This is a genomic window from Frigoribacterium sp. AC512 (assembly GCF_979258295.1).
Map to the genome: position 1 here is coordinate 2,230,325 of NZ_OZ409850.1, position 13,811 is coordinate 2,244,135.

Consider the following 13,811-nt stretch of genomic DNA (forward strand, 5'->3'; position numbering starts at 1 on the left):
CCCTCGTGTCAGGCCGTGGGGGCGACGCCGCCGACGGCGGGCCGCGGCACGTCCGCGCCGTAGATCGAGGTCATCAGCTGCTCGACCCAGAGGATGAGCTCGGCGTCGACCAGCCCCTCCCCGTGCCGCACCGGCAGGGGGACGCTGACCGAGTTCGTCTGGCCGAACCACCGAGACCCCGGGTAGAGGCGCTGCAGGCGCACCTGCATGCTGTCCGCCAGGTCCGCCCCGGCGACGCGCAGGTTGCTGCCCATGACGACGACCTCGCTGAGCCCCGCCTTCTGCGCCGCTCGCCGGAGGCGGGAGACCTCGATCAGCGCGAGCACCGAGGCGGGCGGCGTGCCGTAGCGGTCGGTGAGCTCGTCGAGCACCGAGTCGATCTGGTCGTCGCTCGAGGTCGGGGCGCTGGCCGTCGACAGCTTCTGGTACGCCTCGAGCCGGAGGCGCTCGCTCTCGACGTACTCGTCGGGGATGTGGGCGTCGACGGGCAGCTCGAGCCGCAGCTCGGTCTGGCCCTCGGCCACGTCGCCGCGGAACGCGCCGACCGCCTCGCCGATCATCCGCAGGTAGAGGTCGAAGCCGACGCCCGCGATGTGGCCCGACTGCTCGCCGCCGAGCAGGTTGCCGGCTCCGCGGATCTCCAGGTCTTTGAGGGCCACCTGCATGCCGGCGCCGAGCTCGTTGTTGGCGGCGATCGTCTCCAGCCTGTCCTGGGCGGTCTCGCTCAGGGGCTTGTCCGGGTCGTACAGGAAGTACGCGTAGCCGCGCTCACGGCCGCGACCGACCCGACCACGCAGCTGGTGCAGCTGGCTGAGGCCGTACTTGTCGGCCCGGTCGATGATCAGGGTGTTCGCGTTGGCGATGTCGAGGCCGGTCTCGATGATGGTCGTCGAGACGAGCACGTCGAACTTGCGCTCCCAGAAGTCGACCATGACCTGCTCGAGGGTGGACTCGGCCATCTGGCCGTGCGCCACCGCGACCCGCGCCTCCGGCACGAGCTCGGCGATCTCGGCGGCGACCCGGTTGATGCTCGAGACCCGGTTGTGCACGTAGAAGACCTGGCCCTCGCGCAGCAGCTCTCGTCGGATCGCCGCGGCCTTCTGCCGTTCGCCCTCGGGCCCCACGAAGGTGAGGATCGGGTGCCGGTCCTCCGGAGGCGTCGCGAGGGTCGACATCTCGCGGATGCCGGTCACGGCCATCTCGAGCGATCGGGGGATCGGCGTCGCGGACATGGCGAGGATGTCGACGTTGGTCTTGAGCTTCTTCAGGGCGTCCTTGTGCTCGACGCCGAACCGCTGCTCCTCGTCGATGATCACCAGCCCCACGTCTTTGTACGCGATGCCCTCGCTCAGGAGGCGGTGGGTGCCGATGACCATGTCGACCGTGCCGTCGCCGAGCCCCTTGATGGTCTCCTTGCTCTCCTTCGCGGACTGGAAGCGGCTGAGGCTCCGGAGGTGCACGGGGAACCCCGCGAAGCGCTCGCTGAACGTGTCGAAGTGCTGCTTGACGAGCAGCGTCGTCGGCACGAGCATCACGACCTGCTTGCCGTCCTGGATCGCCTTGAAAGCGGCCCGCACGGCCACCTCCGTCTTGCCGTAGCCCACGTCGCCCGAGAGCAGGCGGTCCATCGGGATCGGCCGTTCCATGTCGGCCTTGATCTCGTCGATCGTCGTCAGCTGGTCGGGCGTCTCGGCGAACGGGAAGGCCTCTTCGAGCTCGCGCTGCCACGGGGTGTCGGGCGGGAACGCGTGCCCCTTCGACGCCATCCGCGCCGAGTACAGCTTGACGAGCTCGACCGCGATGTCGCGGACCGCGCGGCGCGCCTTGCTCTTCGCCGAGGCCCAGTCGCTGCCGCCCATCTTGCTGAGCGGGGGCGCCTCGCCGCCGACGTAGCGGCTGAGCAGGTCGAGCTGGTCGGTCGGGACGTAGAGCTTGTCGCCGGGGTAGCCGCGCTTCGAGGGCGCGTACTCGAGCACGAGGTACTCGCGGCTGTTCTTGACGGCGTTGCGGCCGCCGGACGAGACCTCGCGGCTGGTCAGCTCGAGGAACTTGCCGATGCCGTGGGTCTGGTGCACGACCACGTCGCCCGGCTTGAGCTGGAGCGGGTCGACGACGTTCTTGCGACGGCTCGCGAGCTTCTTGACCTGGCGCGAGTCGTAGTTCGCGGAGCGGCCGTAGAAGTCGCTCTCGCCGAGCACGGCGATCTTGGCCGAGGGCAGCTCGAAGCCGGCCTCGACTCCCCCGGCGACGAGGTGCACGACGCCCTGCTCGAGCTCGTCGGGCAGAGCGTCGACGAGACGAGCAGCGACGCCCTGCTCGGACAGCACGTCGCGGGCACGCTCGACGAGCCCGGTTCCGCGTGCGGTGACGACGACGCTCCAGCCGTCCTGCACGCGGCCGACGACGTGGTCGAGCGCGCCCTCGGCGTGCCCGCTGAAGCTCGGCACGGGTGCGGCCTCGACGCGGACGTAGTCGCCTGCCGCCTGCGCCGCCTCGTCGTCGGTGAGCACCTCGCCCGAGTCGAAGCCGCTGAACGTGAACCACGCGCGGTCGCCGGCCGCGGCCCGCAGGTCGCGGAGGGCGAGGAAGTCGCCGGCGTCGAGGTCGATCGGGGCGGCGGCCCCGGCGGTCGCGGCGTTCCACGCCGCGGACAGGAACTCGCGGTTCGTCTCGGCGAGGCTCTTGGCCCGCGACTGCACGCGCTCGGGCGAGAGCACGGCGACGGAGGCGCCCGCCGGCAGGTAGTGGGTGAGCGGGACGAGGCGGTCGACCAGGGCCGGCGCCAGCGACTCCATCCCCTCGACCGGGATGCCCTCGGCGATCTTGGCGAGCATCTGGGCGAGGCCCGGGAACTCGTGCTGCATCTCGCGAGCACGCTGGCGCACGGGCGCGGTGAGCAGCATCTCGCGGCTCGGCGGCAGCTCGACCGTGCTCACGACGCCCTCGAGGCTGCGCTGGTCGGCCACCGAGAAGGTGCGGAGCTGATCGACCTCGTCGCCGAAGAAGTCGACGCGCACCGGGTGCTCGGCCGTCGGCGGGAACACGTCGAGGATGCCGCCGCGCACCGCGAACTCGCCCCGCCGGGTGACCATGTCGACGCGCGCGTAGGCGAGGTCGACGAGCCGCAGGGCGATCGCGGAGAGGTCGTGGCCCCGGTCGCCGATGGTCAGCACGACCGGATCGATGTCGGCGAGGTTGTCGGAGACGGGCTGCAGGGCCGCGCGGACGCCCGCGACGACGACGAGCGAACGCACGCCGTGAGCCGCGTCGGCGGTCGAGCCCGCGGCGGCGGCCGCGGTCGCCGCCTCCGCCTCGGCCGACCAGGCGGCGAGGCGACGGAGCGCGTGGATGCGCTTGCCCACGGTCTCGGCACTCGGGCTGAGGCGCTCGTGCGGCAGGGTCTCCCACGCGGGGAACTCGATGACCTCGGCGCCCGGCACGTAGCTGGCGAGGGACAGGCGGACGGCCTCGGACTCGCGACCGGTGGCGGTGACCACGAGCATGGCCTGGGGCCCGGCGCGCCTGGCGAGCAGCCCCGCGAGGAGCGGCACGCGCAGGCCGTCGACCACCGAGTAGTCGGTGCTGCGCTCGGCCCGGTCGAGGGCGGAGGAGTACGTGGAGGCGCGCGAGAGCGCCTTGATCATGCCCGCGAGTATCACCGGACAAGGCTACTCGGCACAGCCGACAGTGCGCCGGTCCGCGGTGCCCCGCCCTGGTGCGGCGAGCAGCAGGGCGCGGGCGAGCAGGGTCCCGGTCAGGCCTTCGCGGTGTGGAACTTGAGCTGCGCCGCGGTGAGGCCGTCGGAGACGATCATCTCGACCGCGTCGGCGGCGTCGCCGAGCAGCAGCGGGAGCTCCTTGCGCTCGGTCGACGAGAAGGCCTTGAGCACGTAGTCGGCGGCGGGCTGCCGGCCGGGCGGACGACCGATGCCGACGCGCACGCGCAGGAACTCGTTCGAGCCGGTGGCGGCGATGATGTCGCGCAGGCCGTTGTGGCCCCCGTGGCCGCCGCCCTGCTTGAGCTTGATCGAGTCGAAGTCGATGTCGAGCTCGTCGTGGACGACGATCAGCCGTGACACGTCGAGGTCGTAGTACTTCAGCAGCGCGGCCACGGGCCCGCCCGACAGGTTCATGAAGCTGCGGGGGGCGGCGAGGACGAAGCGGGGGCCGCCCGGCTGGGGGCGGCCCTCCGCGACGCTCGCGTTGGTGCGGTGGTTCTTGAAGCTCGCCGACAGGCGGTGCGCCAGCTCGGCGAGCACCATCTGTCCGACGTTGTGCCGGGTGCCTGCGTAGTCGGGCCCGGGGTTGCCGAGCCCGACCACGAGCCACTGCGAGTCGTCCACGGGATGGTCCTCCTCGGGAGACACGCGGGGCTGTCAGGCGGTCGGCGTCGCGGACGACGCCGTGGTGCGGGTGGTGCGGGTGGTGCGGGTGATCCGACCGGTGCTACTCGGAGCGCTCTTCGTCCTCGATCGAGGGCACGTCGCCCTCGGCCTCGGCGGCCTCGCCCGACTCGTCGTCGACGGCGTCGGTGGTGAGGTCGAGCTGCGGGACGGAGACGCTCGTGATGAGCACCTCGGCGTCGGTGACGAGCGAGGCGCCCTCGGGGAGGACGACGTCGGAGGCGTGCACCTGCGCGCCGTCCTCGAGGCCCTCGATCGAGACGACGACCGACTGCGGGATCGCGGTGGCCGAGACCTCGAGCGTGATGGCGTTGAGCTCGACGACGTGGATCGTGCCGGGAGCCGACTCGCCCTCGATGTGGACGGGGACGTCGACCTCGACCTTCTCGCCCTGGCGGACGACGATGAGGTCGATGTGCTCGATGACCTGCTTCACCGGGTCGCGCTGGATGTCCTTGACGAGGGCGAGCTGCTGGGTGCCCTCGATGTCGAGCGTGATGAGCGCGTTCGAGCGGCGAGTGATGAGCATCGTCTCGTGGCCGGGCAGCGTGACGTGCTGGGGGTCGGTGCCGTGGCCGTAGATGACCGCGGGGATCTGGTCGTTCGCGCGGATCTTGCGGGCCGCGCCCTTGCCGAAGCTGGTGCGGACGAGAGCGGACAGGGTGTTGTCGTCAGCCATGGATGTCTCCGTTTCTGCGGGCCTGGCGGCCCGGGATGTGTGGGTCGATGTCAACTCGAACGCAGATCGCGTGAGGAGGGACCTCGCAGCCGTGGGGACGATGTCACGAGACCGAGTGCCTGCCTACCGCGTCGATAACGGGTGCCGGAGCACCCCTCGCCGAAGTCGACCCCTACGTTACAGGGCACCCGGGCGCGTCGCCAACCCGCGGACGTCGGCGACCGTCAGCGCTCCCCGAGCCGGGCCAGCGCCTCCGCGACGATCTCGTCCGGACCTGCGGACACGTCGACGCCGAAGCCGGGCTCGTCGTCGCCGAGCGGCTCGAGGGTCGCGAACTGCGAGTCCATCAGCCCGGGCGGCATGAAGTGCCCCTTGCGTGCCTTCTGCCGCTCGGCCACCAGCTCGCGGACGCCGGTGAGGTGCACGAACCGGAGGCGCGGGTCGCCGCCGCGGAGCACGTCCCGGTAGCGGCGCCTCAGCGCCGAGCAGGCGACGACCACGCCGTCCTCCCCGGCGTCGCGGATGCGCTGCGCGACGATCTCGAGCCACGGCGCCCGGTCGTCGTCGTCGAGCGCGTGGCCGGCGGCCATCTTGTCGCGGTTGGCCTGCGGGTGGAGGTCGTCGGCGTCGACGAACGGGACGCCCGCGGTGCGGGCCAGGAGCTCCCCGACCGTGGACTTGCCGGAGCCGGACACCCCCATCACGACGACGGGCGGGATCGGGGCGGGCAGCGGTGTCTCAGGCACGGGGACCTCTCGGTGTCGGGGACGGCGGCGTCCGGACCAGCGTAGACGCGCCTCCTCGTGTCGTCCGCGCCCCGGAGGGCACTGACGGTGCTTGTCGGGGGTGCAGGACGGAGGAATAGTGTGCGGGGGTCATCGACCGCAAGGAGGCACCGTGACCGAGCACGGAGAACAGTCCACCCCCACCGCCCAGGCGAACATCGGAGTCGTCGGCCTGGCCGTCATGGGATCGAACCTGGCCCGCAACCTCGCCAGCCGCGAGGGCAACACCGTCGCCGTCTACAACCGCTCCCCCGGGCGCACGGACACCCTGATGGACGAGCACGGCGACGCCGGCTTCGTCGCCTCGAAGTCGATCGAGGACTTCGCCGCGTCGCTGCAGAAGCCGCGCACCGCGATCATCATGGTCCAGGCCGGCAAGGGCACCGACGCCGTCATCGACCAGCTCGCCGACCTCTTCGAGGAGGGCGACATCATCGTCGACGGCGGCAACGCGAACTTCCAGGACACGAGGAGGCGCGAGGCAGCCCTCAAGGAGCGCGGCCTGAACTTCGTCGGCGCCGGCATCTCCGGGGGCGAGGAGGGCGCCCTCAAGGGCCCGTCCATCATGCCCGGCGGCTCGAAGGAGGCGTACGAGACCCTCGGCCCGATCCTCGCGTCGATCGCGGCGGTCGCCGAGGGCGAGCCGTGCGTCACGCACATCGGCTCCGACGGCGCCGGCCACTTCGTCAAGATGATCCACAACGGCATCGAGTACGCCGACATGCAGCTCATCGCCGAGTCGTACGACCTGCTCCGTCGCGTCGGCGGCCACGAGCCAGCCGACATCGCCGCCGTGTTCGAGGAGTGGAACGAGGGCGAGCTGGAGTCGTACCTGATCGAGATCACCGCCGAGGTGCTGCGCCAGGTCGACGCCAAGACCGGCGGACCGCTGGTCGACTCGATCGTCGACGCGGCCGGCTCGAAGGGCACCGGCGTCTGGACCGTGCAGAACAGCGTCGGCCTGGGCGTGCCCGTCGGCGGCATCGCCGAGGCCGTCTTCGCCCGGGCCGTCTCGTCGAAGCCCGACCAGCGCGCGGCGGTGCAGGCGACCCTGAAGGGCCGGCCCGAGGTGCAGGAGGCGGGCGACGGCTTCGAGGACGACGTGCAGAAGGCGCTCTACGCGTCGAAGATCGTGGCCTACGCCCAGGGCTTCGACGCGATCATCGCGGGCGCGCTCGAGTACGACTGGGACATCGACAAAGGTGCGGTGGCGAAGATCTGGCGCGGGGGCTGCATCATCCGCGCGCAGTTCCTCAACCGCATCGTCGAGGCGTACGAGAAGGACTCGACCATCGCGACGCTGCTCGAGGACGACTACTTCGCCGCCGCCGTCCGCGACGGCGAGCAGGCCTGGCGCCGCATCGTCGCCAAGGCCGCCCTGTCGGGCATCCCCGTGCCCGGGTTCGCGTCGGCGCTGTCGTACTACGACTCGCTCGCGTCCGAGCGCCTCCCCGCCGCCCTCATCCAGGGCCAGCGCGACTTCTTCGGCGCGCACACCTACGAGCGGGTCGGCGAGGACGGCGTGTTCCACACGCTGTGGTCGGGCGACCGCTCGGAGATCGAGACGGAGCCGTCGACGCACTGACGCGGTGACGTCGAGGCGCCTAGGCGTCTGGGCGTCGACAGGCAGAACGGCCGTGGCCGGGATCAACCCGGTCACGGCCGTTCTGTTCGCGCAGGCGCGATGGTGCTCGTGGGCCCCGTCGGCTGTGCCTTTCGGTTCGACGGCTCCGCTACGCTGCGCCGTCGAACATCGACGTGACGCTGCCGTTGTCGAAGACCTCGTGGATCGCACGGGCGATCAGCGGGGCGATCGGCAGGATCTCGAGCTTGTCGAACTTCTGGTGGTCGGTGAGCGGCAGGGTGTCCGTGACGACGACCGAGTCGATGAAGTCGCTGCTGAGGATCTCGGGCGCCGGGTCGCTGAAGACCGCGTGGGTCGCGGCGACGACGACGCCGATCGCGCCGGCGGCCTTGAGCGCCTCGGCGGCCTTGACGATGGTGCGGCCCGTGTCGATCAGGTCGTCGACCAGCAGGCAGACCCGGCCCTCGACCTCGCCGACGATCTCGTGCACGGTGACCTGGTTCGGCACGAGCGGGTCGCGGCGCTTGTGGATGATGGCGAGGGGGGCGTCGAGCTTCTCGCTCCAGATGTCGGCGACGCGGACGCGGCCCATGTCGGGCGACACCACGGTGAGCGTGCTGGTGTCGAGCTTGGTGCGGAAGTGCTCGAGCAGCACCGGCATGGCGAAGAGGTGGTCGACCGGGCCGTCGAAGAAGCCCTGGATCTGCGGAGCGTGCAGGTCGACGCTCATGATGCGGTGGGCTCCCGCGGCCTTGAACAGGTCGGCGACGAGACGGGCGGAGATCGGCTCACGGCCGCGGCCCTTCTTGTCCTGGCGGGCGTACGGGTAGAACGGCGCGACGACCGTGATGCGCTTCGCCGAGGCGCGCTTGAGGGCGTCGACCATGATCAGCTGCTCCATGAGCCACTCGTTGATCGGGGCCGAGTGCGACTGGATGACGAACGCGTCGGCGCCGCGGACGCTCTCGTCGTAGCGCGCGTAGAGCTCGCCGTTGGCGAAGGTGCGGGCGTCGGTCGGGATCAGCTCTGAGCCGAGCTCCGACGCGATCTGGTTCGCGAGCTCGGGGTGCGCACGCCCCGAGACCAGAACGAGTCGGTTCTCGCCGGTGATCTTGATTCCGGACACGTCACTCGCTCTCCGGCCCCTGAGGGCCAACCCGACAGGGGTCAGTCGGTCGTTCGTTCGGCGCGGGCGGCGGCCTCGGCCGCCGCGGAGCCGGGGCGGTTCGCCTCGACCCATCCGCTCGCATTGCGCTGTGGGGCGATGCTCAACGCCAGCGCGCCGGCCGGCACGTCCTTGCGGACGACCGTCCCTGCGCCTGAGTACGCTCCGTCGCCAATCCTAACGGGGGCGACGAACACGTTGTGCGACCCGGTGCGCACGTTCGACCCGACCTCGGTGCGGTGCTTGTGCACCCCGTCGTAGTTGGCCGTGATGGTGCCGGCGCCGATGTTGCTGTCGGTGCCGACCTCGGTGTCGCCGATGTAGCTGAGGTGCGGCACCTTCGAGCCTGCGCCGATCTCGGCGTTCTTGGTCTCGACGAAGGTGCCGATCTTGCCGCCCTCGCCGAGCACGGTGCCCGGACGCAGGTACGAGAAGGGCCCCACGGAGGCGCGGGCCCCGATCACGGCGAGGGTCGCGTCGGTGCGCTTCACGACCGCGCCCTCGCCGACCTCGGTGTCGACGAGCGTCGTGTCGGGACCGACGACGGCCCCCGCCGCGACGTAGGTGGCGCCCTTCAGCTGCGTGCCGGGCAGCAGCTCGACGTCGGCGCTGAGGGCGACGTCGCGGTCGATCCAGGTGGTCTGCGGGTCGACGATGCTGACGCCCTCGCGCTGCCAGTGCTCGACGATGCGGTCGTTCAGGCGGCGGGCCGCGGCGGCGAGCTGCACGCGGTCGTTGATGCCCTCGAGGCGCCAGGTCTCGTCGACCGCACGCGCCGAGACGCGCTCGCCGGCCGCCGTCAGCAGCCCGACCACGTCGGTCACGTACTTCTCGTTCTGCGCGTTGGCCGAGCCGACGCGGGGCAGGTGCGTGCGCAGGGCCGCGACGGTGAAGGCATAGGTGCCGGAGTTGATCTCGCGCAGCTGCCGCTCCTCCTCGCTGGCGTCCTTGTGCTCGACGATGCGGTCGACGTCTCCGGACGAGCGCCGGACCACGCGGCCGTAGCCGTGGGCGTCCGGGAGGACCGCCGACAGCAGCGTCGCGGCCGCCGCCTCCGCGCGGTGCTGCTCGAGGAGCGCGCCCAGCGTGGCGTGGTCGAGGAACGGCACGTCGGCGCTGACGACGACGACGTCGCCCTCGAAGTCGGCGGGCAGCGCCTCGACGGCCTGCTCGACGGCACGGCCGGTGCCGGGCACGTCGTCCTGGTCGACGATGACGGCGCCGGGCGTCGTCTCGACGATGCTCGTCACGACGAGGTCACGCTCGTGCCGCACGACGGCCACGAGGTGCTCGGGCTGCAGAGCCCCCGCGGTCTCGAGCACGTGCTGGATCAGCGGCAGGCCGGCCAGCCGGTGCAGCACCTTCGGCGTCGAGGACTTCATGCGCGTGCCCTGTCCTGCGGCGAGGACGACGACGGCGAGGCTGCGTTCGGGCATGGGGCTCCTAGAGGTGGGGTCGTGCGGCGATCATCGGCGATCCTCCCACGGGCGGCGCAGGAGGCGCAGGTCGGCCTGGCGTGTCCGGCGCGGCGCGCGGTGGGTCGGGCGCTGTGGAGGGGAGACCTCAGCTGCGGGCGGCGCGCACGACGGCGGCGGTGCCGCCGATCGCGATCGTGTCCTCCAGCAGGGCGACGACGAGGTCGGGCAGGCCGGTCCTCTCGACGAGGGCCTTGCGACCGAGGTAGCCGGCGAAGCTGCCGACGACGGCCCCGGCGGCGCCGAGCAGGGCGCCGTGCACCCCTCGGTCGGCGCGGAGGTCGGTGGTCCCCATCGCGAACCCGACGACGGCACCGGCGGCGACACGACCGAAGATCGCGCCGCCCGAGATGCGGCTGGGCGTCGAGGGCAGCTTGTCGCCGACGAGCTCGCCCGCGCCGGCGGCCACGAACACGGCACGCCCGATCGACGAGCGGAACACCGCCCACTCCTGCCAGCTGCCGGTGAGGGTGCGGCTGTCGCGGCTGAGGGCGAGCGCCGCGAGGGGCGTCGCCGAGCGGGAGCCGGTGAGGACGCCGAGCAGGGCGGCACGGGCGAGCGGGGAGAGCGTGGTGGTCGACATGGGCGCAGGCTATCGAGAGCCGGGGCCGCCGGACCGGATCGGGTGCCGGACGCACGCCTCCGCCGGCGCGTCGACTCATCGGCTCCGCCACCAGGATTCGAACCTGGACCTAACAGCTCCAAAGGCTGTCGTGCTGCCGTTACACCATGGCGGACCGCGCCCGGGGCGCAGGGTCGATTCTGTCAGACGCCGCCTCGGCCGTCGCTGCCGCTGCCGCTGCCGCCGTTGCTGCCACCGTTGCTGCCGCTGCTGCCGCTGCCGCCGCTGCCGCCGCTGCTGCCGCTGCTGCCGCTGCCGCTGCCGCTGCCGCTGCCGCTGCCACCGTCGCCCATGGCCGCACCTCTGCACGTCGAGTGCGGGTCAGCGTCGTCCAGGGCGGGCCAGCGTCGTCCAGGGCGGGTCGACGCGGACCCGCCCTCGACCGCGATGACCCGCCCTCGACGTCCGGGAGGAGGTGCGCTGCCATGATGAGCAGATGCCCGAGGCCGATCAGGACGACGAGCGCGAACAGCGCGAACCTGGCGAGCGCGAGCGCGAGCGCGAGCGAGAGCAGCAGGGCGGCGCCGGGCCGCAGGGCGGTGCGGAGCCGCGCGACGAGGTCGACCGGATCGTCGCGGCATGGTCGCACGAGCGTCCCGACCTCGACTTCGCCCCGCTGCACGTGCTCTCGCGCGTCGGCCGCCTCGCGAAGCACCTCGACCGCGCCCGACGCGACGCTTTCGTCGCCAGCGACCTCGAGCAGTGGGAGTTCGACGTGCTCTCCGCGCTGCGCCGGGCCGGCGGCCCCTACGAGCTCAGCCCGAAGGCCCTGCTGCAGCAGACGCTCGTCTCGAGCGGCGCCATGACGAACCGCATCGACCGGCTCGTCGCGCGCGGCCTCGTCGAGCGACGCACCGACCCGAACGACGGTCGTGGCGTCCGGGCACGGCTGACCCGGGCAGGGGGCGACGCGGTCGACGCGGCGATCGAGCGTCTCCTCGCTGCTGAGCGCCGCCTCCTCGCCGACCTCGGCCCGGTCGACGAGCAGCGGCTCGGCGACCTGCTGCGGCGTCTCAGCCTGACGCTCGGCGACTGACCCGGCCGACCCGGCCGACCCGAGCGACCCGGCCGACCCGAGCGACCCGGCCGACCCGGCGGACCCGGCTTACCCGACGCACCCGAGCGGCCCGGCTGATCCGAGCAGGCTCGGCGAGTGGTCGATCACTGTCGCTCCGGGCCTCGCGAGAGACCGGGACCGACCACTCGGCGAGCCCCGCGCCGCCGCGGCGCCAGGGAGCCCCTACGCGAGCAGCTCGCTGAGCTCGAGCCAGCGCACCTCGAGCTCGGCCGTCTTGTGGTCGAGCGCGGTGAGCTTCGCCTGCAGCGCCGCGAGGCCGTCGAAGTCGGACTGGTCGAAGCCCGCGAACTGCTCGAGCAGGCCGCTGCGCTCGGTCGCCGACTTGGCGAGCTTGCGGTCGATCGAGCCCAGCTCCTTCTCGGCGTTGCGCTTCTCGGCCCCCGACAGCCCCAACGCGGCGGCCGCGGCGGCGACCGACGACTGCGTGCCCTGGACGGCGGTCGGACGGTCGGTCGCGCCGCCCTGGGTGTCCGTGGCCTGCTTGCGCAGGGCGAGGTACTGGTCGACGCCGCCGGGCAGGTGCCGGAACTGCCCGTCGAGCACCGCGTACTGCTGGTCGGTGACGCGCTCGAGCAGGTACCGGTCGTGCGAGACGACGAGCAGGGTGCCGGGCCAGCCGTCGAGCAGGTCCTCCATCGCGGCGAGCATGTCGGTGTCGAGGTCGTTCGTGGGCTCGTCGAGGATGAGCACGTTCGGCTCGTTGAGCAGGATCAGCAGGAACTGCAGACGGCGCTTCTGCCCGCCCGACAGGTCCTTGATCGGCGTCTGCAGCTGCGCGCTGGTGAAGCCCAGGCGCTCGAGCAGCTGCCCGGGCGTCATCTCCTTGCCGGCCGTGACGTAGGAGGTGCGCTGCCGGCCGATCAGGTCGTTCACCTTCTCGTTCGCCACCTCGTGCAGGTCGGCGAGCTGCTGGTCGAGGATCGCGAACTTGACCGTCTTGCCCTGCTTGACCCGCCCCTCCGTCGGCTGCACCTCGCCCGTGACGACCTTGAGGAGCGTCGACTTGCCGGCCCCGTTGACGCCCAGCACGCCGGTGCGCTCGCCGGGGGCGATGCGCCACTCGACGCCGTGCAGCACCCGCTTGTCGCCGAACGAGACGCCGACCTCGACGAGGTCGACGACGTCCTTGCCGAGCCGGGCGGTCGCCATCTGCGACAGCTCGACGGCGTTGCGGGCGGGCGGCTCGTCGGCGATCAGCTCGTTCGCCGCGTCGATGCGGAACTTGGGCTTGGTCGAGCGGGCGGGCGCACCACGACGAAGCCACGCCAGCTCTTTGCGCATCAGGTTCTGGCGCTTCGACTCGGACGCCGCGGCCGAGCGGTCACGCTCGACGCGCTGCAGCACGTAGGCCGCGTAGCCGCCCTCGAAGGGCTCGACGATGCCGTCGTGCACCTCCCACGTGTCGGTCGAGACCTCGTCGAGGAACCACCTGTCGTGCGTCACGACGACGAGCGCCCCCGACGAGGGCGACCAGCGGCGACGGAGGTGCTCGGCCAGCCAGGCCACGCCCTCGACGTCGAGGTGGTTGGTGGGCTCGTCGAGGAACAGGACGTCCCAGTCGCCGACGAGGAGGCGCGCGAGGGCAACCCGACGACGCTGGCCGCCCGAGAGGTCGCCGAGCCGCGCCTCCCACGGGATGTCGGTCGCGAGGCCCGAGATGACGTCGCGGATGCGGGCGTCGCCCGCCCACTCGTGCTCGTCGCGGTCGCCGACGATCATGCGGCCGACCGTGTCGTCGTCGGGCAGCACGTCGCGCTGGTCGAGCATGCCGATCGTGAGGCCGCGGCGGGTCGTGACCCGGCCGTCGTCGGGCTCGAGGCGGCCGGCCAGCACGGACATGAGCGTCGACTTGCCGTCGCCGTTGCGGCCGACGACGCCGATGCGGGAGCCCTCGTCGATGCCGAGCGTCACCCCGTCGAGGACGACCTTGGTCGGGAATTCGAGCTTGAGGTTCTCTGCGCCTAGTAGGTGTGCCACCCGACGAGCGTAGGCGACGACGGCTGACCGGCCGGACCGCGTC

General features: G+C 72.0%; 11 protein-coding genes, 1 tRNA gene and 1 pseudogene. 2 read left to right on the top strand and 11 right to left on the bottom strand.

The genetic code is table 11. The features are described from left to right. Positions 1-8: 8 nt before the first annotated feature. From mfd to ACZZ97_RS10160, 4 genes are all read right to left on the bottom strand, one after another. A complete protein-coding gene (mfd, locus tag ACZZ97_RS10145) occupies positions 9-3,659 on the bottom strand; it encodes a transcription-repair coupling factor (protein WP_463473066.1) in 3,651 nt (1,216 codons plus the stop codon). A gap of 95 nt (positions 3,660-3,754) precedes the next feature. Continuing rightward, positions 3,755-4,342, bottom strand: a complete 588-nt coding sequence (pth, locus tag ACZZ97_RS10150) for an aminoacyl-tRNA hydrolase (RefSeq protein ID WP_146903974.1) — start codon at positions 4,340-4,342, stop codon at positions 3,755-3,757. 103 nt (positions 4,343-4,445) lie between these two features. Continuing rightward, complete coding sequence (locus ACZZ97_RS10155) at positions 4,446-5,081, bottom strand: 50S ribosomal protein L25/general stress protein Ctc (protein ID WP_146903971.1); 636 nt, start codon at positions 5,079-5,081, stop codon at positions 4,446-4,448. Between the two features lie 224 nt (positions 5,082-5,305). After that, on the bottom strand, positions 5,306-5,827 hold the full coding sequence (locus ACZZ97_RS10160) for a gluconokinase (RefSeq protein ID WP_314101954.1): 522 nt from the start codon (positions 5,825-5,827) through the stop codon (positions 5,306-5,308). Positions 5,828-6,047: 220 nt separating this feature from the next. Here ACZZ97_RS10160 and gndA point away from each other — a divergent pair, with 220 nt between their 5' ends. Further along, positions 6,048-7,451: an NADP-dependent phosphogluconate dehydrogenase gene (gndA, locus tag ACZZ97_RS10165; protein ID WP_244644803.1), complete on the top strand. Its 1,404-nt coding sequence runs from the start codon at positions 6,048-6,050 to the stop codon at positions 7,449-7,451. A 148-nt stretch (positions 7,452-7,599) separates the two neighbouring features. On the opposite strand, the gene ACZZ97_RS10170 is transcribed toward gndA, so the two are convergent. The 5 genes from ACZZ97_RS10170 to ACZZ97_RS10190 all read right to left on the bottom strand — a co-directional run bounded on the left by ACZZ97_RS10170 (position 7,600) and on the right by ACZZ97_RS10190 (position 11,006). Next, entirely contained in the window at positions 7,600-8,577 is a 978-nt protein-coding gene (locus ACZZ97_RS10170) for a ribose-phosphate diphosphokinase (protein ID WP_314101950.1), read from the bottom strand. 41 nt (positions 8,578-8,618) lie between these two features. After that, on the bottom strand, positions 8,619-10,052 hold the full coding sequence (gene glmU / locus ACZZ97_RS10175; protein ID WP_463473067.1) for a bifunctional UDP-N-acetylglucosamine diphosphorylase/glucosamine-1-phosphate N-acetyltransferase GlmU: 1,434 nt from the start codon (positions 10,050-10,052) through the stop codon (positions 8,619-8,621). A 127-nt stretch (positions 10,053-10,179) separates the two neighbouring features. Beyond that, positions 10,180-10,674: a hypothetical protein gene (locus ACZZ97_RS10180; protein ID WP_463473068.1), complete on the bottom strand. Its 495-nt coding sequence runs from the start codon at positions 10,672-10,674 to the stop codon at positions 10,180-10,182. Between the two features lie 82 nt (positions 10,675-10,756). After that, positions 10,757-10,828: transfer RNA gene (locus ACZZ97_RS10185), tRNA-Gln, on the bottom strand. A 28-nt stretch (positions 10,829-10,856) separates the two neighbouring features. Beyond that, positions 10,857-11,006, bottom strand: coding sequence for a hypothetical protein (locus ACZZ97_RS10190; RefSeq protein ID WP_463473069.1), 150 nt, complete (start codon positions 11,004-11,006; stop codon positions 10,857-10,859). A 143-nt stretch (positions 11,007-11,149) separates the two neighbouring features. Here ACZZ97_RS10190 and ACZZ97_RS10195 point away from each other — a divergent pair, with 143 nt between their 5' ends. Then, the gene (locus ACZZ97_RS10195) at positions 11,150-11,749 is read left to right on the top strand and encodes a MarR family winged helix-turn-helix transcriptional regulator (protein WP_314101945.1); all 600 of its coding nucleotides are present in this window, start codon (positions 11,150-11,152) and stop codon (positions 11,747-11,749) included. Between the two features lie 204 nt (positions 11,750-11,953). Here the strand turns inward: ACZZ97_RS10195 and ACZZ97_RS10200 are convergent, their stop codons facing one another. Next, positions 11,954-13,072, bottom strand: coding sequence for an ABC-F family ATP-binding cassette domain-containing protein (locus ACZZ97_RS10200; protein WP_463473791.1), 1,119 nt, complete (start codon positions 13,070-13,072; stop codon positions 11,954-11,956). A 227-nt stretch (positions 13,073-13,299) separates the two neighbouring features. Next, positions 13,300-13,768: pseudogene (locus ACZZ97_RS10205) on the bottom strand (ATP-binding cassette domain-containing protein); the annotation flags it as partial. Between the last annotated feature and the right edge of the window lie 43 nt (positions 13,769-13,811).

Excerpts from the sequence above, each read along its gene's own strand:
- glmU (WP_463473067.1), bottom strand. The coding sequence starts at position 10,052 with ATGCCCGAACGCAGCCTCGCCGTCGTCGTCCTCGCCGCAGGACAGGGC.
- ACZZ97_RS10200 (WP_463473791.1), bottom strand. The coding sequence starts at position 13,072 with ATGCGCAAAGAGCTGGCGTGGCTTCGTCGTGGTGCGCCCGCCCGCTCG.
- ACZZ97_RS10180 (WP_463473068.1), bottom strand. The coding sequence starts at position 10,674 with ATGTCGACCACCACGCTCTCCCCGCTCGCCCGTGCCGCCCTGCTCGGC.
- ACZZ97_RS10195 (WP_314101945.1), top strand. The coding sequence starts at position 11,150 with ATGCCCGAGGCCGATCAGGACGACGAGCGCGAACAGCGCGAACCTGGC.
- ACZZ97_RS10155 (WP_146903971.1), bottom strand. The coding sequence starts at position 5,081 with ATGGCTGACGACAACACCCTGTCCGCTCTCGTCCGCACCAGCTTCGGC.
- gndA (WP_244644803.1), top strand. The coding sequence starts at position 6,048 with ATGGGATCGAACCTGGCCCGCAACCTCGCCAGCCGCGAGGGCAACACC.
- ACZZ97_RS10190 (WP_463473069.1), bottom strand. The coding sequence starts at position 11,006 with ATGGGCGACGGTGGCAGCGGCAGCGGCAGCGGCAGCGGCAGCGGCAGC.